Here is a 19,828-nt window from a genome sequence, read left to right as displayed (position 1 = left end):
AGCACCGCGGGGGCGCGTCCTGGCCCCTATATGGGCCCACCCCTCTTCATGATCAATGAACCGCGCGCTTGGCGCGGGCCAAATTTGTCTTGCCCGGCGTTGTAATTTTTCCTCCCTGCGGTAAGGGCCCGCGAGTGACCTCCTCCGATACCAGCCCTGGCGGCGGACCGCGCCCGACCCGGCGTGATGCCAGCATCGACATATTGCGCGGCCTGGCCCTGATCACGATCACGATCAACCACATCACCGGCTTCACCGACCGGATGCACATGGTCGGCATGCAGTTCCCGACGCTCACCCTGTGGGGCTTTTCGAGCGCGGCCGAAGTGTTCTTCCTGCTGTCGGGCTATCTGGTCGGCGCGGTCTATTTCCGGGTCGATCGCGATCCCGCCATCGCCACCTTCACCGACAAGCTGTGGCGGCGGACCGGCAAGCTCTACGTCTACAATCTCGGGCTGTTCCTGGTCCTGATCCCGCTCGCGCTCAACTCGCCCGACCTCGCCCGGCTCAGCTTCTACAGCTATTTCATCAAGGGCGGCCCATCGACCATCGTCGATTTCCTGATCCTCTACATCCAGCCCTACTGCCTGGAGATCCTCGTCACCTACATGGTGCTGCTCGGCACCGCGCCGCTGTTCGCGCTGTTGCTGCGCTGGCAGCCGATCGTCGCGCTGCTGGTTTCGGCCGGGCTCTACTGGTTCGCCCATGAGCATGCCTGGTTCAACGTCATCGGCGGATCGCCGGTCGGCGACTGGCGCTGGAACTTCAACCCGGCGTCGTGGCAGCTCGTCTTCTTCGGCGCGATGGCGGCGGGGCGCTACCGGCTGCTCGCGCGGCTCGAACGGCGCGCCGAGGGCAACTGGCACTGGCTGGTGCCGCCGGTGCTGCTGTTCGCCGGCCTCACCATCCTGTTCCTCGCGCAGAGCTGGTTCTCGTTCGAGGTGCTCTACCAGAGCAAGATCCGCATCGGCCCGGTCCGCGTCGCCCATGCGCTGTCGGTCTGCTGGCTGATCATGAGCATATTGTGGATGTGGCCGCGCCTCCAGCAGCTATGGCCGATGCGGCAATGCGCGGTGATCGGCTCCAATTCGCTCCAGACCTTCGTCGTCTCGGTCGCGCTCAGCTATGCCGCCGGCTTCCTGTGGATCGAGGTCTGGCCGAACCACGATGCCTATATCGCGCTGTGCATCGCCAGCGTCGTCCTGCTCGGGCTGTTCGCCAATGGCTACAAGTACTGGAAGGCGACCCGGCCGGCGGGTTGACGTCCTCCGGGAAACCGCAGCTTGCCCTCTTCAAAGCCACCCTCCCCTTGCCTTTCCTGCCCCTCGCGCGCATGGGAAGCCCCCGAATAAACAATGGGACTGGACATGGCGACGAACTGGACGCCCGCGAGCTGGCGTCAACAACAAGCGGTGCAGATGCCGGACTATCCGGATGCGGCGGCCCTCGCGGCAGCCGAGCAGGAACTGTCGAGCTTCCCGCCGCTGGTCTTTGCCGGCGAAGCGCGCGAGCTGACCGCGTCGCTCGCCCAGGTCGCCGCGGGCAAGGCTTTCCTGCTCCAGGGCGGCGACTGCGCCGAGAGCTTCGCCGAGTTCCATCCGAACAACATCCGCGACACCTTCCGCGTGCTGCTGCAGATGGCGGTGGTGCTGACCTTCGCGTCGAAGCTGCCGGTGGTGAAGGTCGGCCGCATGGCGGGCCAGTTCGCCAAGCCGCGCTCGGCCCCGACCGAGGAGATCGGCGGCGTCACCCTGCCTAGCTATCGCGGCGACATCATCAACGACATCGGCTTCAGCGAGGAATCGCGCATCCCCGATCCGCGCCGGATGGTCCGCGCCTACAGCCAGTCGGCGGCGACGCTGAACCTGCTGCGCGCCTTCGCGCAGGGCGGCTATGCCAACCTCCACCAGGTCCATGCCTGGACGCTCGACTTCATGGGCCGCAGCCCCTGGGCCGCGCAATATGGCGAGGTCGCCGCCCGAATCGGCGACGCGCTCGACTTCATGGCGGCCTGCGGGATCAACCCGGAGACCGTGCCCCAGCTCAAGGGGACGCAGTTCTACACCAGCCATGAGGCGCTGCTGCTGCCCTATGAGCAGGCGATGACGCGCGAGGACAGCCTCAACACCGGGCAATATTTCGACACCTCGGCCCATTTCCTGTGGATCGGCGACCGCACCCGCTTCGAAGGATCGGCGCATGTCGAATATCTGCGCGGCGTCGGCAACCCGATCGGCCTGAAATGCGGGCCGAGCCTGGAGCCCGACGCGCTGCTGCGCCTGCTCGACACGCTCGACCCACAGCGCCAGCCCGGCCGCATCACGCTGATCACCCGCTATGGCCATGACAAGATCGAGAAGCATCTGCCGGCGCTGGTCCGCGCGGTGAAGCGCGAGGGGCGTCCAGTCGTCTGGTCGTGCGACCCGATGCACGGCAACGTCGTCAAGGCGGCCAACGGCTACAAGACCCGGCCGTTCGACCGCATCCTCGCCGAGGTCCGCGGCTTCTTCGCCGTCCACCGCGCCGAGGGCACCCATGGCGGCGGCATCCATGCCGAGATGACCGGCCAGAACGTCACCGAATGCACCGGCGGCGCGATGGCGGTGACCGACGAGAATCTCGCCGATCGCTACCACACCCATTGCGATCCGCGCCTCAACGCGGGCCAGAGCCTCGAACTGGCCTTCCTGCTCGCCGAGATGCTCAACCAGGAGATGAAGGAGCGCGACCGGGCCGCCGCCTGATCGCCGCCGATCCAGATTCGCACGGCAAAGGCGCCATCGGTCCTCGGGCCGGTGGCGCTTTTCCTTTATCGCTCAGCCGGGGATCGCCCGCATCGCCCGCCAGGGTTCCTCGAAGCGCTGCTCGACGATCTGGAGCAGGCGATCGAGGCTGTCGACGGCCTGATCGTCGCAGTGCCGGACCGCGTCGGCGATCCGGTCGACGAGCACCGCGATCGCATCGGCGCCGTGAAGCGCGATGAGGTCGTCGGCCTTGTCCGGTGACGTCAGTTCTGCCTGCATGAACCGAATCTAGCGACCCGCGCCACCGTGGCTACTGCGTAGTTTCCCGGTGCGACGGGCGATCGGCGCAAATGGCGAACGGCTTGGCGCGCAACAGCCCTTGACTTGCCTTCCACCGCCCCATAAGGACGCCGCTCCGCACAGGACGGCCCCTTCGTCTAGCGGTCTAGGACGTCGCCCTCTCACGGCGAAAACACGGGTTCGAGTCCCGTAGGGGTCACCAGCGCCTTCCGGCGCATCACGCTTCACCAAGCTCAAATGAAAACGCCGTTCTCGGCCCGCCTTCACGCGCGGCCGCCCGAGCCATGCCGCGCCGTGCCTGGCGACCGCCCTCCTTCCGGCCCGACGCGATCGACGCGGAAAAGCCAGCGCCCCGAACAAAGCATCAGAGTTCTGAATTGTAGGCGCCGAAGCCCCGGAAACGGCCGTTGCGCATTGCCGCGCCGCCGCGCCGATCCCTAATGTCGGCTCGACAGTGACGGGTTCGAGGGTCGGGCCCGGCCCGGCGAACCGGCTCCCAGGTCGGCGCCGGCCAACAGGTTTGAACGACAAGGGCAAAGATGAACGACATCACTCCCACTCCCTGGCCGAAGGACCGGATCATCCCCGCTACCAGCTGGCAGCGGCCCGAGGGGGTCCGGCTGATCTCGAGCGACGATCATGTCATCGAGGAGCCGCATCTGTGGGAGGAGCGGCTGAAGGGCGCCGACAAGGACCGGGCGCCCAAATATTGGAAGGACGAGACCGGCTTCCACATGACGGTCGACGGCGAATCCTACGACGTCCCCGGCCTGCCCTCCGATTTCCCCGAGGGCCGGGAGGGCTTCTGGGACGTGTCGAAGCGGCTGGCCGACATGGACGCCGAGGGGGTCGACGCGTCGATCGTCTACCATGGCCGCGCGGCGGGGCTGATCCGCATGGCCGACCGGGGGCTGTTCATCCGTTGCATGGACGTGTTCAACGAATGGCTGGCCGAATGGAAGCAGGCCGCGCCGGACCGGCTCTATCCGGTCGCCTATCTGCCGACCTTCTTCGAGCCGGAATCGACCGCCGACTATCTGCAGAAGCTCAAGCAGCTCGGCTTCAAGGCGATCGAGATCCCGCTCAACCCGCGGGGAATCCGCTACAACAGCCTGAAGATGGACCCGATGTGGCGCGCGATCGAGGATAGCGGGTTGCCGCTGTCGATCCATATCGGCGCCTATATCCAATATTCGGGGCGCGGATCGCTGGGCGCCAACCTCAACGCCAACCTGATGCCGTTCACCGGCATGTTCGGCCAGTTCGTCTTCTCGGGCATCTTCGATCGCTTCCCCGGCCTGAAGCTGGTCTTCACCGAAGGCGGCGCGGGCTGGGTGCCGGCGACCCTGGAGAATGCCGACAAGATCGCGCGCGACTATGCGACCGAACTCCGCCCCCGGATCGCCCATGCGCCGAGCTGGTACTGGCACAATAACTGCTACGCGACCTTCATGCAGGACGACGTCGCGATCGAGAATATCGACCGGATCGGCGCCGACCGCATCATGTGGTCGGTCGACTATCCGCATCCGGAAAGCATCGTCGGCAACAGCGAGACGGTGGTGAAAGGCATCTTCGACAAGGTCGGCGACGCGAAGGCGCGCAAGATCGTCGGCGACAACGCGGCGGCGGTCTGGGGAATCTGACGGTGGAGCGAGCCGGCCTCAGGCCGGCTTCGCCTCCCAGCGCATCGCGCCTTCCGCCTTGCGCTTCGCCAGCGCCTCGGACTCGATCGCGATCGCCTCGGCCAGCGTCGCCGCGCTGCCCCGGTCGACCACGTCCCTGGCGATCCGGATCAGCGCGGGATCATGGCCGGCGATCGCCCCCGCCAGCGCGATCGCGCGCGGCAGCAGCCGATCGGCGGGAAGCAGCTCGTTGGCCAGCCCGACGCGCAACGCAGTGGCGGCGTCGATCGGCTCGCAGGCGAGCATCATCTGCTTGGCGAAGCGCGGGCCCACCGCATGCGGCAGCCGCGATCCCATCCCGCTGCCCGACAACGCGCCGATCCTCGCATGGGTGTCGGCGAAGCGCGCCTCCCCGGCGGCGAGGATGAAGTCGCAGGCCAGCGCCAGTTCCAGCCCGCCGGTATAGGCGGCGCCGTTGACCGCCGCGATCACCGGCTTGCCGAGGCCGGGCACCATATGGATCAGCTCGGTCACCCGGTGGCGCGGCGCGTCGGGTGCCGCGAAGCTCTTCAGGTCGAGCCCGGCGCAGAAGGCCGGCGCCGCGCCGGTGACGATCGCCACGCGCCAGCGCGGATCGTCGCGGAAGTCCGCCAGCGCGGCCGACAGCCGGTCGCACAGCTCCAGGTCGATCGCGTTGCTCTGGGCGGGGCGGTTCAGCGTCAGCAGCAGGACGCCCTCCCCCACCTCCGCGCGCAGCAGCACGTCGGCCATCGCCGCTACTTCACCATCTCGCGCAACGCGAACTTGATCACCTTGCCGGTGGCGTTCATCGGCAATGCATCGACGAAGGTGACGCCGCGCGGCACCTTGTAGTTGGCGAGGTTCGCCTTGCTCCAGCCTATCACCTCCTCGGCGGTGATGGTCGATCCGGCCGAGCGGACGATGAAGGCATGCCCCACCTCGCCCAGGCGCTGGTCGGGCACGCCGATGATCGCCGACTGGTGGATGCCGGGCAGGCCGGTCATCTGCTTCTCGATCTCGGCCGGATAGACGTTGAAGCCGCCGACGATGTACATGTCCTTCAGCCGGTCGGTGAGCTTCAGATAGCCTTCCGCGTCGAGCGTGCCGACGTCGCCCGAATGGAGCCAGCCCCCGGCGTCGATCGTCGCGCGGGTCGCCTCGGCATTGTCGAGATATTCGATCAGCAGCTTGTCGTCGCGGATCAGCACCTCGCCCGGCTCGCCGGTCGCGACGGCGCGGCCGTCGGGGCCGACCAGCCTGATCTCGGTCCCCTCGATCGCCGCGCCGACGGTATAGGCGACGCGCTCGACCGGATCGCCCGGCCGGGTGTGGGTGGCCGATCCCGCGCATTCGGTCATGCCGTAGCCGGTGGTGATCTCCGCGATCGTCGTCTCGGCCTGGAGCCGCTTCATCAGCTCGATCGGGACGACGGTCGCCCCGGTCGACAGGAAGCGGTAGCTGGAGATGTCCCAGTCGCGCCAGTTGGGATGGGCGAGCATCTCCTGGAACACGGTCGGCGGCGCCGGCATCACCGAGATGCGGTTGCCGGCGATCAGGTCGAGGATCGACACCGCGTCATAGGCCTCGGGCCAATAGACGGTGCTGCCGGTCATCAGCCCGGCCACCCAGCCCGCCTTGTAGGAGGCGTTGTGCGAGAAGGGACCGAAGACGCAATAGCGATCGTCGGCGGTCTGGCGCGAGATGTTCGCCCAGGCGCGGCCGCCGCCCAGCGAGCGGCGATGGTCGAAGATCGCCCCCTTGGGCGCGCCGGTGGTGCCCGATGTGAACATGATGTCGGCGATGCTGTCGGGGGTGACGCCCGCCTCGCGCTCGGCCAGGGCCGCGTCGCTGGTCGATCGGCCGCGCGCGATGAAATCGTCCCAGCCTTCCTCGTCGGCCGCGAGCTTATCCGGGGTGCCGCGCAGCACGATGGTGCGGCGCAGGCCCGGCATCGCCTCGCCGCGCAGCATCTCCGGATAATGGCGGCCGAGGAAATCGCCGATCACGAACAGCCGGGCGACGCCGCCGCGCCGGACGATGTCGGCGACCTCGCCGCCCTTGAGCCGGGTGTTGAGCGGGACCATCGCCCCGCCGGCGCGCTGGACGCCGACCGTCGCCGCCACCCACTCCCACATGTTCGGCGCCCAGATCGCCGCGCGGTCGCCGGGCCGGGCGCCGTCGGCGATCATCGCCCTGGCGACCTCGTCGGCGCGCCGGTCGAGCTCGCGATAACCGATGGGGCCATCGGTGGAGGAATGCAGCGCCGCGCGATCCCTGTATCGGGCGGCGGCGTCGCGCAGCAGCGCGGGTATCGTCAGGCTCACGAACATACCTCGTTCGAAAGGGAATGGGTCGGGGCCGGGGCCGCGGCGAGCCGGCGGACGAAATCGCCGCGTGCGCTCCAGATCAGCCAGGCGGCGAAGGGGCAGACCACGACCAGGACGATCGCGATGCTGACGCCGACCTTGTTGGAATCGCCGAAGCCGTAATCGGTGATCGCCCCCACCAGCATCGGCCCGAAGGCGAAGCCGAACAGGTTGGATGCCAGCACCACCAGCGCGCCGAAGCGGCCGCGCATCGCCGGCGGCGCGATCATCTGCACCGCCGCCAGGGTCGGGCCGAAGATCGCACCCATCGTCAGCATCATCAGGGTGATGCCGCCGAACAGGATGGTGGCGTCGTCGGCCAGGAAGCAGAGCGCGATCAGCGGCGGCACCGCCAGCGCCGCGATCGCCAGCAGCCGCAGCGCGATGTCGTGCACGCCGCGCCGGAACCAGTGGTCGATGATCAGGCCCAGCGCGATCCCGCCGACCACCCCGCCCAGCCCCACCGCCAGCGACATGATCGTGCCGACCTCGCCCGCGCTGACGCCCAGCACGCGCCGGGCATAGGTCGGGGTCCAGGTCATCGCCGCCTGGGTCATCATCGCGACCAGCGCGCTCCCCAGGATGACGCCGAGCATCAGCCGCGCATGGGCGCCGATATAGGAGAAGAAGCTCCCCCAGCTCGCCTCGTGCCGCTGCGGCTTCGGCATCCCGGCGCGCTTCGGCTCGCGCAGCGTGAAGGCGAGCAGCGCGACCGCGACGCCCGGCGCGCCGGTCACGACCAGCACCTGCCGCCACGGCGCCATCCCCTCCAGCAGACCGCCGAGCGGCGCGGTGGTGAAGCGGTCGAGCAGATGGCCGCCGAGCGCATAGGAAAGCGAGATGCCGATGACGCCGGCGGCGGTGAAGCAGGACATCGGCGTCGCCAGCTTGCCGCGCGGGAAGATGCCCGACAGCAAGGATTGCGCCGCCGGGGAGATCGCCCCTTCGCCGAAGCCGACGAACAGGCGGGCGACGAAGAGCTGCATATAGTTGCGCGCGAAGCCGGTGCCCGCCGCCGCGATCGACCAGAGCACGATGCCGGCGAACATGATCTTCCGCCGCGAATGGCGATCGACCAGCGCGCCGATGATCAGCCCCATCGCCCCGTAGAACAGCGCGAAGGCCATGCCCTGCACCATGCTGATCTGGAAGTCGTTGAGGCCGAGGTCGGCGCGCATCTCCGGGATCAGCACCGACACGACCTGGCGGTCGATCATCGACACGATCTGGAAGATCATCGTCACCGCCACCGCCCACCAGGCGGCGGGAGCGCGATAATTGTCGGGCCAGTCGTCATGCGCCTGCGCCGGCGCGGGCGCGCTGCTCATGACCGCAGATGCGTCGGGAGTTTGGGCATGAAGACCGCCTTGGTCTCGGTGAAGGCGTACAGCCCCTCGATCCCGCCCTCGCGGCCGATCCCCGACTGCTTGAAGCCGCCATAGGGCATGGTGAAGTCGATCACCCGGCCATTATGCCCGAAATTGCCGGTGCGGATACGCCGCGCGACGGCATAGGCGCGGTCGGGGCTTTCGGTGAACACGCCGCCGGACAGGCCATAATTGCTGTCGTTGGCAATGGCGATGGCCTGTTCCTCGTCGTCATAGGCGATGATCGTGCCGACCGGCCCGAAAATCTCCTCGCGCGCGATCGCCATGTCGTTGCTCGCGTCGGCGAACAGGGTCGGCTCGACGAACCAGCCCTTGGGCAGGTGCGCCGGCCGCCCGCCGCCGGTGACGAGGCGGGCGCCCTCGGCCTTGCCCTTCTCGATATAGCCGAACACCCGGCCATGCTGGTTGCGGGTGACGAGCGGGCCCATCTGGGTCGCCTGGTCGAACGGATCGCCGACCGTCACCGCCTGCATCGCGGCGGCCATCGCCTCGGTCACCTCGGCCTTGCGCGCGGCGGGGACGAGGATGCGGCTAAAGGCGGCGCATTGCTGGCCGCACAGGCCGACCAGGTTGGGCATGATCCCGGCGACCACCGTCTCGATCGTCGCGTCGTCGAGGACGATCGCGGCGGACTTGCCGCCCAGCTCGGTGGTGATCCGCGCCATGCGGCCGCCGCAGACCGAGGCGATGTGCAGGCCGGCGGCGGTCGATCCGGTGAAGCTGACCTTGTCGACCCCGGGGTTGCGGATCAGATGGTCGGAGACCTCGCGGTCGGCGGTGAGCACCGAGAAGACGCCCTCGGGCACTCCGGCCGCCGCGATGCATTCGGCGAGGATCAGCGCCTCCAGCGGGGTCTCGGGCGAAGGCTTGGCGATAACGGCGCAGCCCGCCGCCAGCGCCGGGGCCACCTTGAGCAGCAGCGTCGCCAGCGGCGCGTTCCACGGCACCACCGCCGCGACGACGCCGACCGGCTCGTGGACGACGATGCAGTGGCCGCCCATCATCGGCTGGCGAACCTCCTCGAACCCCTTCTCGGCAAGGTCGGCGAAATAGGTGAGATAGGCCGCCATATAGGGCGCGGTCATCGACGACTGCGCATAGGGCATGCCGACCTGGAGCGACCAGGCGCGCGCGAAATCGTCGGCGCGCTTGCCCATCTCCCCGGCGATCCGGCGCAGCACCGCCGCGCGCTCGGCGCCGGTCATGCGCGGCCAGGGGCCGTGATCGAAGGCATGCCGCGCCACCGCGACGACGCGATCCATGTCCGCCCTGCCCGCCTTGCCGACGCGGCCGACCACCTCCTCGGTCGAGGGCGAGACGATCTCGATCCCGTCGGCGTCCGACGACGCGGCCCAGTCGCCGCCGATGAACAGCTTTTCGGGGTTGGAGAGGTTCAGCAGCGTGTCGGTCATCGGCTAGTCCTTCCTGGCTGGCGCGGCATAGGCGCGGCTCGCGGCGGCGATCTCGCCGGCGTCATAGGGCTTGTTGTCGGTGCGGACCTCGACGCGCTCGATCCGCCCGTCGAAGGCGAAGGGCGCGGCATAGCGCGGGCTGGCGCGCACCGCGTCGTTGCGCCCGATCTGAAGCCCCTGCATCGGCGTGCCGAGCAGCAACCGGTCGCTGTCGAGCGCCGCCGCCTCGCGCCCGTCGATGACGATCGACAGCCGCCCGACGCGCGGACGCGCCGACAGGTGCTGGACGAAGCGCACGCTGCGCGCCTTCGCGGGCCAGGGCGCATCGAGCGCGATCAGATGGGGATCGCAGCGGAACTCGAACCACACCCGCCCGTCGCGGACGAAGGCGACGGCGCCGAGGAACTGGTTGCCATGGGCGAACAGCACGCCCTGCCGCCCGGCATCGGCCAGCGTCAGCTCGACCTCGAAATCGCGGCCGAGCAGCTTGGGCGAGGATTCCTCGGGGATCAGGTCGATCGGCGGGATGATCGACCAGCGATCCTTGCCGCCGCCCCGGAACAGCTCGGCGAAGGAGCGTTCGAGCAGCGAGCGATCGTCGATCGGGAAGACCTGATGCGCCTGCGCCTCCTTCATCCAGGCGCGGTCGAGCCGCTCGACGATGTCGGGCCGCTCGGCGGCGAGGTCGCGGGTCTCGTTGGGATCGGTCGCGGTGTCGTACAGCTCCCACGCGTCGCCGGGCAGGCCGAACCGCCCCTTGGACACGATCCGCCACTGGCCGAGCCGCATCGCGCGGAGCCCGCCCATCTCGAAATATTGGCGGTCGCGCGGATCGGGCGCGGCGCGGTCGGTGAAGCTCGGCCGGGCCGAGCGGCCCTCGATCGGCTTCGCGCCCGCGCGGCCGGACGTGGCGGAAAGGCCCGCTGCGTCGAGCAGGGTCGGCAGCAGGTCGATCGCATGCAGGAACTGGCCGCGCAGTTCGCCCCGCGCCGGGATCGCCTTGGGCCAGCTCAGGATCAGCGGGTCGGCGATCCCGCCGAGATGGGTGTCGTGCTTGTAGAGCCGGAACGGCGTGTTCGACACCGACGCCCAGCCCAGCGAATACATCGGATAGCTGTCCGGCCCGCCGATCTCGTCGAGCCGCTCGGCCACTTGGGCCGGAGTGACGCCGCCATTGACCATCGCCAGCAGGTTGGGCGTGCCGCCCCGCCCGTCGGGCGCGCCGCCATTGTCGGAGATCAGCGCGACGATCGTATTGTCATGGTCGCCCGAGGCGTCGAGCGCGTCGAGGATGCGCCCCACCCCATCGTCGATCCGCGCGATCATCGCGGCATAGACCTCCATGTAGCGCGCCTGCACCCGGCGCGCGGCCGGATCGAGCGTATCCCAGCGCGGCACGCCGGGGTTGGCAGGCGGCAGGACGGCGTCGGCCGGGATCAGCCCCATCGCCTTCTGCCGTTCGAGCCGCGCGGCGCGCAGCACGTCCCAGCCCGCGTCATAGGCGCCCTTGAAGCGCGCGATATCCTCGCGCCGCGCCTGGAGCGGCGAATGGGCGCCGGGATGCGCCAGCGTCATCAGGAAGGGCCGGTCGCCGCGCTGCGCGCGATGATCGCGCAGGAAGGCCAGCGCCTTGTCGGTGAAGTCGTCGGTCGCATAATAGCCGTCGACCGGCGGGGTGATCCGCTCGTTGCCGGCATAGAGCTGGGCGGGCGCGAAATAGTCGGTCGAATGGCCCTGGAACCAGTAGCTGCGCGCATAGCCGCGCTGGCTGGGCCAGTTGCGGGTCGGGCCGGCGGCGTTGGTGGTATCGGCCAGGTTCACATGCCATTTGCCGACATGATAGGCACAATAGCCTGCCTCGCTGAACCGCTCGGCCATGGTCTCGGCATCCTCGGCCAGGTCGCCGCGATAGCCGGGATAGCCCGAATCGGAGAAGGTCAGCCAACCGATCCCGGCACTGTGCGGGTTGAGCCCGGTCATCACGCTGGCGCGGGTCGCCGAACAGACGCCGGTGGTCCGGAAATTGGTGTAGCGAATCCCCGATGCAGCCAGGCGATCGATGTTCGGCGTCGGGATCTCGCCGCCATAGCAGCCCAGATCGGCGAAGCCGACATCGTCGAGGATGATCAGCAGGACATTGGGGCTGTCCGCCGCCGGCACGACCTCTTGTCGGATATCCGGGGTCGAGGCGCTCATCACCGGCGCGATGCGGCCCTTGAACCCGGCGGCGTCCCTCGCCTCGGCCGGCGCCGCCGTCAGGCCGGCGCCGACCGCCGCCGAGCCGGTGATGCCCGCGGCGATCGCCTCGCGCCGCGACAGCTTGTTGGGATCGCGCTCCATCGCCGCCGCTCAGTCCAGCGATCCGCCTTCGACGACGACCGGCAGCGACAATATGTTCGCGATGCCGCCGTCGACCGGCAGCATATGGCCGGTCACGTAGCGCGAGGCTTCCGAGGCGAGGAACTGGACCGGACCGACGATCTCGGCCGGATCGCCGAACCGCCCGATCGCGATCGCGTCGCGGAATATCTTGGCGCGCTGTGGATGGCCGGCGGTCGGCGCGGCCATGTCGGTCAGGAAGATGCCGGGCGCGATGGCGTTGCAGGTGACGCCATGCGGCGCGAGATCGGCGGCGACGGCGCGGGTCAGCCCCAGCACCGCATGCTTGCTGGCGACATAGGCCGACAGATTGGGCCGGCCGGTTTCGGCGACATAGGAGGCGAAGTTGATGATCCGTCCCCATCCGCGTTCGGCCATCGGCTTGGAAAGCTCGCGGCACAACAGGTAGATGGCCGAGACGTTGACGTCGAAGGTCCGTTCCCAATGGTCGAGGCTCGACCCGTGCAGCGGCCCCCATTCGGCGATCCCGCCATTGTTGACGAGGATGTCGATCGGCGCGCCCTCGTCGACCAGCCCACGGGCCGCCGCCTCGACCGAGGCCATGTCGGCGAGGTCGAAGGTGACGATCCGGGCGTCGCGGCCCTTGGCGCGGACCTCGTCGGCCACCTCGCCCAGCTTCGCCGCGTCGCGCGCCGCCAGGATCAGCGAGGCGCCCGCATCGGCGAGGCCCAGCGCGATGGCGCGCCCCAGTCCGCGCGACGCGCCCGTCACCATCGCGGTCCGCCCTTCCAGCGAAAAAAGCGCCGTCATCCCGTCCTCTTCCCTTGCTTGTGCCGACCGACATAGCGCCCGATCGGCCAAGATACAGATGGCCGCCCGGCATCCATCATATTGATGATCTCCACAGCCTTGCGCGCAATCTGCTTGAGCCCGCACCCGATCGCACGGCACATCGCTCGACCGACACGGGAGAAGAAAAGATGGCAGGCGGAGCGGACGGGCGCATCGAGGACGGCGCCGAGGCCGACTATGTGATCATCGGCGCGGGATCGGCGGGCTGCGTGCTCGCCAACCGGCTCAGCGCCGACGGCCGTCACAAGGTCGTCGTCCTCGAAGCCGGCGCCGACGACCGGCCGACGCGCAACCTCTCCGATCCGGCCCAGGCCTTCGCGAACATCAACATCCACATGCCCGCGGGCTTCACCCGGATGCTGAAGGACCCGAAGGTCAACTGGAACTACATGACCGATCCGGACCCGGGCACCGAAGGACGGCAGCACAGCTTCCCGCGCGGCAAGGTGCTGGGCGGCTCCTCGTCGATCAACGGCATGCTCTGGGTGCGCGGCCTGCCCGAGGATTATCAGGGCTGGCGACAGCTCGGCTGCGACGGCTGGTCGTGGGACGATGTCGAGCCCTATTTCCGGCGGATCGAGCACCAGCACGGCGAAGGCCAGGTCAGCGAGGCACAGCCGGGGCCGCTCCATGTCAGCGACGTGCCGATGAAGCACGCCATGCTCGACGTCATGACCCGCGCGTTCGAGGAAGCCGGCGCACCGGTCAGCACCGACCTCAACGGCACTACCCGCGAGGGCGTCGCCCGCGTCCGGCTCAACGCCCGCAACGGCGTGCGCGTGTCGGCGGCGGTCGCCTATCTCCATCCGGCGATGAAGCGCCCGAACCTGACGGTGCTGCTCCGCGCCCACGCCACCCGCATCCTGTTCGAAGGCAAGAAGGCGGTCGGCGTCGACTATGTGCAGGGCGGCGTCCGCAGGCAGGTCCGCGCCCGGCGCGAGGTGATCCTGTCGGGCGGCGCGATCAACTCGCCCCAGATGCTCGAGCTGTCGGGCATCGGCGACGGCGAGCGGCTCCGCGCGCTGGGCATCGACATACTCGTCGACCGCCCCCGCGTCGGCGAGAATCTGCAGGACCATTATGCCGCGATGGTCCGCGCGCGGATGAAGCCCGGATCGGCCGGCTTCAACGAGCTGTCGCGCGGCGTGCGGCTGGTGGGCCAGCTTCTCCGCTACGCCTTCACCCGCAGCGGCCTGCTGGCGCTGGGCGGATCGAACCTGACCGCCTTCCTCAAGTCCGATCCCGCGCTCGACCTGCCCGACATCCAGTTCTTCGCCAGCCCGGCGACGGTGGATTTCGAAGGGCTCGCCAAGCATGGCACGATGTCGATGGAGCGCGCGCCGGGAATGACCGTCGGCGGCTATGTGATGCGCCCGCGCTCGCACGGCTCGATCCACATCACCTCGCCCGACTATCGCGATCACCCGTCGATCAAGCCCAACTACCTCGCCGACGAGGCCGACCGGCGCGCCCAGGTCGCGTCGCTGCGCTGGGCGCGGCGGATCATGCACAGCCCGGCGCTCGCTCCTTATTTCGATCATGAGCTGACCCCCGGCGCGGCGGTCGACAGCGACGAGGCGCTGCTCGCCTTCGCGCGGGCGAGCGGATCGACCGGCTATCACCAGAGCTGTACCTGCGCGATGGGGCCGGGCGCGGACGCGGTGGTCTCCCCCACCCTCCGGGTCAACGGCGTCGAGGGGCTGCGCGTCGTCGACGCCTCGGTGATGCCCAACATCGTTTCCGGCAACACCCACGCCGCCACGGTGATGATCGCCGAGAAGGCCGCCGACCTGATCCTGGCCGACGCGCGATAGGGCGGGCGTCTTCCCCGTCGTCATTCCCGCTTTCGCGGGAATGACGTTAGCGGGCGGGACGAACGGTTCGATCTTACGGAACCAGACCTCAGGCCAGGTCGCGCCAGTCGGGCGCGAGCGGCAGGGCGGGATCGGCCGGCTCGCCGAAATCGGCCATCAGCGCCGCGTGGCGCGCCTCGACCTGCTCGGCGAAATGCGGGTGCGGGATGATGTAGGCGCGATTCTCCTCGATCGCCCGCACCACGAACGGCCCGAGCCGGTCGGGATCGAGCCCGGCGGTCGGCGCGCGCTGCCGCAGCCCGGCGAAAGCCGGATTGTCGGCCAGCGCCATCCCGGCCGGGCCCGGCCGCAGCTTCGCCGCATTGGCGCCGATCGCGGTCGAGACCAGTCCCGGACAGAGCAGCGACACGCCGATGCCGTGCGGCGCCAGCTCGACGCGCAGCCGTTCCGACAGCCCGACCAGGCCGAACTTGCTCGCGGCATAGGCCCCCACCGTCAGGGCATTGGAGCCGTAGAGCCCGGCGATCGAGGCGGTGTTGAGGATATGGCCGCCCTCGCCCCGGTCGATCATCGCCCGGCCGAAGCAGTGCACGCCGTTGAACGCGCCGGTCAGGTTGACGCCGACGATCCAGTCGAAATGGGCGGGCGGCGTATCGACGATCGGGTCATAGCCGGTCACCCCGGCATTGTTGACGAGCAGGCCGACCGGGCCGAGCGCGGCCTCCACCGCCACCCGCGCCGCCTGCCAGCCATCGCGGTCGCGCACGTCGAGGACGACGCCCTCGACCCGGCCGGCGACGGACAGCGCCTCGACCGCCCGCCCGACCGCCGCGCCGTCCACGTCGGCGACGGCGACGCGCGCGCCGCGCCCGATCAGCGCGCGGGCGATCCCGAACCCGATCCCGCTCGCCCCGCCGGTGACGAAGGCGGTGCGGCCCTCGACCGAGAAGCCGCTCATGCCGCGCCCCCGGCGCGATCGACCTGCACCTGCTCGCCGAACGACAGCAGCGACCGGTCGGTCGGCAGCGCCGCCCAGATCTGCCGCGCGGCGGTGTCGATATCCATCACCCCTTCGCGGCGCTCGATCTGTCCGCGCAGCATCGAGGCGACCGGATAATCGCGATCGGCCATCGCCGCGACATGGCGGGTGAGGCCGGTGTCGACGAAGCCGGGGCGCACCGCCGTCACCCAGACATGCTCGCGCCCCCGCTGGCGCAGTTCGCGCCGCATCACCCGGACCCACATCTCCAGCGCCGCCTTGCCCGCGCAATAGACCGACTGCCCCTCATAGGGCGACCGCGCCGAGGCCGACGACATCATCACCAGCCCGGCCTCGCCGCCATAGCCGCTGTCGATCAGCGCGCGCAGATAGGCCTCGCCCAACCGGATCGGCGCGACCATGTTGGCGGTCAGGTCGCGCGCATAATCCGCGGCCGGCACCTCCCCGGCGAAGCCCGTCATCCCCTTGAGGTGCGCGTTCTGGACGAAGATCGCGCGCTTGCCCCGGAAGCCGGCGAGCGTCTCGCGGAAATGCGCGGCCACCGCGTCCCAGCTCGACGGGTCGGCGAGGTCGAGATGCACGCTCTCGATCGCCGGATGCGCCCGCCGCGACAGGTTGATCACCCGCGCGCCCGGATAGGGGACGTTGCGCGACAGGCCGAGGCCGATCCCCTCGGTCGCGCCGGAAATCCAGATCAGGCTGTCCGCATGTTGCATGCAGACATAGCATCGCCGGTGCCCCGGCTTGTCAAACCGCCGCCCCGCTCCATCGCATTGATGATGGGAACCGGGGCCCGCTTGCACCCCGCCGGGGCTGGCGCCATGGGATGGCGATATTGTTCGAGGTATCCGATGGAACTGCTGCACGATCCGGAACTGGAAGGTTTTCGCAAGGATATCCGGGCCTTCATCGACGAGGTGCTTCCACCCGAGATGAAGGCGCGGCAGCGCACCAAGGTCCAGAACAACGCGACCATCCAGGACCAGCAGGACTGGATGCGCATCCTCAATCGCCACGGCCGCGCGGTGGCGCACTGGCCGAAGGAGCATGGCGGGTGCGACTGGACCCCGCAGCAGCTCTTCATCTTCAACGAGGAGCTCTACGCCGCCGACGCGCCCGAGTTCGACTGGGGCGGCACCCATATGCTGGGGCCGGTGCTCTACACCTTCGGGTCGCAGGCGCTGCGCGAACGCTTCCTGCCGATGATCCGCAACGGCGACACCTATTGGGCGCAGGGCTTCTCCGAGCCGGGCTCGGGCTCCGACCTCGCCTCGCTGCGCACCTCGGCCGAGCTGGTCGGCGACACATATGTCGTCAACGGCCAGAAGATCTGGACGAGCGGCGCCGCCCATGCGCGCTGGGGCTTCTTCCTGGTGCGCACCGACAAGACGGTGAAGCCGCAAAAGGGCATCTCCTTCCTGATCATCGACATGGCGAGCCCCGGCGTCACCGTCCGGCAGATTCCGCAGATCAACGGCGAGGCGCATCTGTGCGAGGTGTTCCTCGACAATGTCGAGGTGCCGGCCGAGCAGCTCGTCGGCGAGCCGGGCATGGGCTGGACCTACGCCAAATTCCTGCTTGAGCATGAGCGCACCACCTCGAGCTTCATCTATTGGAGCAAGCGCGAGCTGGAGCGCGCCAAGGAGATCGCCCGCCACGAGACGGCCGGCGGCCGGCGCGTGTGCGACGATCCCGCCTATCGCGCGCGCTTCGCCCGGGTGCAGGCCGACCTGATCGCGCTCGAATGGTCGGTGCTGCGCGTGCTGGCGCATGAGGAGACCGGCTTTCCCGAGGCGGCCGCCGCCTCGGTGCTGAAGATCCGCGGTTCCGAGCTGCAGCAGGAGATCACCATGCTCCAGCTCGACGCGCTCGGCGCCAAGTCGCTGCGCTATTACGAGCCCGGCCCGGACGCGCCCGCGCCGAGCGCCGACTGGGCCGAGCATGTGCCCGGCCGCACCACCATCGCCCTGATCACCCGCGCCGCCACCATCTATGGCGGCACCAAGCAGGTGCAGAAGAACATCCTCGCCAAGCTGGCCTACGGACTCTGAGGATCACCCATGGATTTCGCCAAGTCCGACATTCAGACGATGCTGCTCGACAGCGCCGAGCGGCTGCTGGCCGACAGCTCGGGCGTCGAATATTGGCGCGAGCGGCGCCATGATCCGCTCGGCTTCGACGAGGGCCGCTGGGCCCGGTTCGCCGAGCTGGGCTGGCTGGCGCTGCCGCTGCCCGAGGCGGCCGGCGGGCTCGACGGCACGATCGAGGACGTCGCGCTGCTCAACATCGCGCTGGGCAAGTCGCTCGCCACCGAGCCCTATGTCAGCACCGTGGTGCTGGCGGGCCAGATCCTCCGCCAGGCCGCCGACCCAAGCCGCGCCGACGAACTGATGGGCGAGATCGCCACCGGCGCGCTGCGCGTCGCCCTCGCCCATCAGGAACCGGGCGCCGATCCGCTGTCGACCGACGCCGTCGCCACCGTCGCGCGGCGCACCGCCGATGGCTTCGCCCTGACCGGCGCCAAGCTGATGACCGCCGACGCGCCGAGCGCCGCCCGGCTGATCGTCTCGGCGCGGATCGAGGGCGAGGACGGGGTCGCGCTGTTCCTGGTGCCGTCCGATGCCGACGGCCTCGCCGTCGACGCCTATCCGCTGATCGACGGCACCCGCGCCGCCGACATCCGGCTGACCGACGTCGCGCTCCCCGCCGAGGCGCTGCTGGTCGGCGGCCATGGCGGCGCAGCCGTGCTCGACGAGGCGATCCATCGCGCCGGCGTGGCGCTGATGGCGCAGGCGGTCGGCGCGATGGAGGCCTGCATCGGCATCTGCGGCGACTATGCCAGGGAGCGCAAGCAGTTCGGCGCCGCGATCGGCTCCTTCCAGGCGATCCAGCACATCCTGGCCGACATGTTCGTCGCGACCCACCAGGCACGCTCGATGCTCTATCATGCGATCGCCAACAGCAGCCGCCCCGCCGCCGAGCGCGCCGCCGCCCTGTCGGCCGCGCGGATCGTGATCGGCGAGGCCGGCCAGCTCGTCTCGCGCAACGGCATCCAGGTCCATGGCGGCTACGGCCTGACCGACGAATATGCGGTCAGCCATTATTTCCGCCGGCTGATGAGCCTCGAAAAGCAATATGGCGACCTGGTCCGCCACACCGAGCGCTTCGGCGACAGCCTGTTCGCCTGATCGACGGCTTCCCTCGCCGGCTCCGGGACGCCATGATGGCGGCATGGCCCGAAGCCGGACGACCGCTGCCATGATCGACGCGTGCCGCGCGGCGCTGGAGGCGCATCATGCCCGGCACGGCACGATCCCGTCGATGGCGGGGCTGGCCAAACTCTGGGGCTATGCGAGCAAGTCCTCCGCCGCGCGGCGGGTCGGCGAACTGGTCGAGGCCGGGGTGCTGGCCTGGTCGGCGGATCGCAGGCTGCGGCCGGGACCTTCCTTCCGCACGGCCGACCCCGGGCTCGACGAGGCCGGGGAGCGCTGGTCCGCCAGCTATGACGGCGAGCTGACCCGCGCCTATATGATGACGGTGCGGCTGCTGCGGCTCGCGCGCAGCATCGAGATTGGGCTCGCCCGGACGGCGGCCAGCGAGGGGCTGACGGCGGGCGAGGTGCTGGTGCTCGACACGCTGTTTCGCGCCGGCCCGCCGCATCGGCTCGCGCCCACCGCCCTCAAGAAGCATTTCGTCATCTCGCTCGCCGGCGTCGCCAAGCGGCTCGAACGGCTGCTCGCGCTCGGCCTGATCGAGCGGGTGCCCAATCCCGACGACCGGCGCGGCATGCTCGTCCAGCTCACCGGAGACGGAATCGCGCTGCTCCAGCGCCTCGTCGAGCTCGACCGCCATTCGTCCCACATCATGTGGCCGACGACATTGTCCGGGCACGACTATCGGGTGATGCTCGATGCCCTACAGGCCGCCCAGGCGTTGATCGAGGCGGAATCGGACGATTTATAAAGA

General features: G+C 69.3%; 16 protein-coding genes and 1 tRNA gene. 8 read left to right on the top strand and 9 right to left on the bottom strand.

From position 1 onward, the window contains the following. The first annotated feature begins 134 nt into the window (after positions 1-134). Complete coding sequence (opgC, locus tag HRJ34_RS04060; protein ID WP_011951239.1) at positions 135-1,262, top strand: OpgC domain-containing protein; 1,128 nt, start codon at positions 135-137, stop codon at positions 1,260-1,262. Between the two features lie 105 nt (positions 1,263-1,367). After that, positions 1,368-2,744 carry a class II 3-deoxy-7-phosphoheptulonate synthase gene (locus tag HRJ34_RS04055; RefSeq protein ID WP_011951238.1) on the top strand — a complete coding sequence of 459 codons (1,377 nt, stop codon included), beginning with the start codon at positions 1,368-1,370 and terminating at the stop codon, positions 2,742-2,744. A gap of 72 nt (positions 2,745-2,816) precedes the next feature. Here the strand turns inward: HRJ34_RS04055 and HRJ34_RS04050 are convergent, their stop codons facing one another. After that, entirely contained in the window at positions 2,817-3,023 is a 207-nt protein-coding gene (locus HRJ34_RS04050; protein ID WP_011951237.1) for a hypothetical protein, read from the bottom strand. Positions 3,024-3,170: 147 nt separating this feature from the next. On the opposite strand from HRJ34_RS04050, the gene HRJ34_RS04045 reads away from it, so the two are divergent. Continuing rightward, positions 3,171-3,246 (top strand) — tRNA-Glu (locus tag HRJ34_RS04045). Positions 3,247-3,583: 337 nt separating this feature from the next. Then, on the top strand, positions 3,584-4,690 hold the full coding sequence (locus HRJ34_RS04040; protein ID WP_208633430.1) for an amidohydrolase family protein: 1,107 nt from the start codon (positions 3,584-3,586) through the stop codon (positions 4,688-4,690). An 18-nt stretch (positions 4,691-4,708) separates the two neighbouring features. On the opposite strand, the gene HRJ34_RS04035 is transcribed toward HRJ34_RS04040, so the two are convergent. The 6 genes from HRJ34_RS04035 to HRJ34_RS04010 are packed head-to-tail and all read right to left on the bottom strand — an operon-like array spanning position 4,709 to position 13,006. After that, positions 4,709-5,440, bottom strand: a complete 732-nt coding sequence (locus HRJ34_RS04035) for an enoyl-CoA hydratase-related protein (RefSeq protein ID WP_208633429.1) — start codon at positions 5,438-5,440, stop codon at positions 4,709-4,711. Positions 5,441-5,445: 5 nt separating this feature from the next. Further along, entirely contained in the window at positions 5,446-7,020 is a 1,575-nt protein-coding gene (locus HRJ34_RS04030) for an AMP-binding protein (protein ID WP_208633428.1), read from the bottom strand. Next, the gene (locus tag HRJ34_RS04025) at positions 7,011-8,384 is read right to left on the bottom strand and encodes an MFS transporter (RefSeq protein WP_208633427.1); all 1,374 of its coding nucleotides are present in this window, start codon (positions 8,382-8,384) and stop codon (positions 7,011-7,013) included. The genes HRJ34_RS04030 and HRJ34_RS04025 overlap by 10 nt, the downstream gene beginning before the upstream one ends. After that, positions 8,381-9,856, bottom strand: coding sequence for an aldehyde dehydrogenase (locus tag HRJ34_RS04020; RefSeq protein WP_208633426.1), 1,476 nt, complete (start codon positions 9,854-9,856; stop codon positions 8,381-8,383). Before HRJ34_RS04020 ends, HRJ34_RS04025 begins: the two co-directional genes overlap by 4 nt. Before the next feature lie 3 nt (positions 9,857-9,859). Then, entirely contained in the window at positions 9,860-12,196 is a 2,337-nt protein-coding gene (locus tag HRJ34_RS04015; protein ID WP_208633425.1) for an arylsulfatase, read from the bottom strand. Between the two features lie 9 nt (positions 12,197-12,205). Next, positions 12,206-13,006, bottom strand: coding sequence for an SDR family NAD(P)-dependent oxidoreductase (locus tag HRJ34_RS04010; protein WP_011951230.1), 801 nt, complete (start codon positions 13,004-13,006; stop codon positions 12,206-12,208). Positions 13,007-13,176: 170 nt separating this feature from the next. Between HRJ34_RS04010 and HRJ34_RS04005 the strand changes: the two genes are divergently transcribed. Beyond that, on the top strand, positions 13,177-14,862 hold the full coding sequence (locus HRJ34_RS04005; protein ID WP_208633424.1) for a GMC family oxidoreductase: 1,686 nt from the start codon (positions 13,177-13,179) through the stop codon (positions 14,860-14,862). A gap of 88 nt (positions 14,863-14,950) precedes the next feature. Here HRJ34_RS04005 and HRJ34_RS04000 read toward each other — a convergent pair whose 3' ends face one another. Next, positions 14,951-15,820: an SDR family oxidoreductase gene (locus HRJ34_RS04000; protein WP_208633423.1), complete on the bottom strand. Its 870-nt coding sequence runs from the start codon at positions 15,818-15,820 to the stop codon at positions 14,951-14,953. Then, complete coding sequence (locus HRJ34_RS03995; RefSeq protein WP_208633422.1) at positions 15,817-16,578, bottom strand: SDR family NAD(P)-dependent oxidoreductase; 762 nt, start codon at positions 16,576-16,578, stop codon at positions 15,817-15,819. Before HRJ34_RS03995 ends, HRJ34_RS04000 begins: the two co-directional genes overlap by 4 nt. A 135-nt stretch (positions 16,579-16,713) precedes the next feature. Here HRJ34_RS03995 and HRJ34_RS03990 point away from each other — a divergent pair, with 135 nt between their 5' ends. The 3 genes from HRJ34_RS03990 (at position 16,714) to HRJ34_RS03980 (ending at position 19,825) form a co-directional block, all read left to right on the top strand. Beyond that, positions 16,714-17,913, top strand: coding sequence for an acyl-CoA dehydrogenase family protein (locus HRJ34_RS03990; RefSeq protein ID WP_208633421.1), 1,200 nt, complete (start codon positions 16,714-16,716; stop codon positions 17,911-17,913). Between the two features lie 9 nt (positions 17,914-17,922). Further along, a complete protein-coding gene (locus HRJ34_RS03985) occupies positions 17,923-19,050 on the top strand; it encodes an acyl-CoA dehydrogenase family protein (RefSeq protein WP_208633420.1) in 1,128 nt (375 codons plus the stop codon). Between the two features lie 70 nt (positions 19,051-19,120). Next, complete coding sequence (locus HRJ34_RS03980; RefSeq protein ID WP_226949037.1) at positions 19,121-19,825, top strand: MarR family transcriptional regulator; 705 nt, start codon at positions 19,121-19,123, stop codon at positions 19,823-19,825. Positions 19,826-19,828: the final 3 nt, after the last annotated feature.

It is taken from the genome of Rhizorhabdus wittichii (genome assembly GCF_017607425.1).
Taxonomy (GTDB): Bacteria; Pseudomonadota; Alphaproteobacteria; order Sphingomonadales; family Sphingomonadaceae; genus Rhizorhabdus; species Rhizorhabdus wittichii.
The sequence above is the reverse complement of the archived record's forward strand: the minus strand, read 5'-3'. Positions and strand labels throughout refer to the sequence as shown.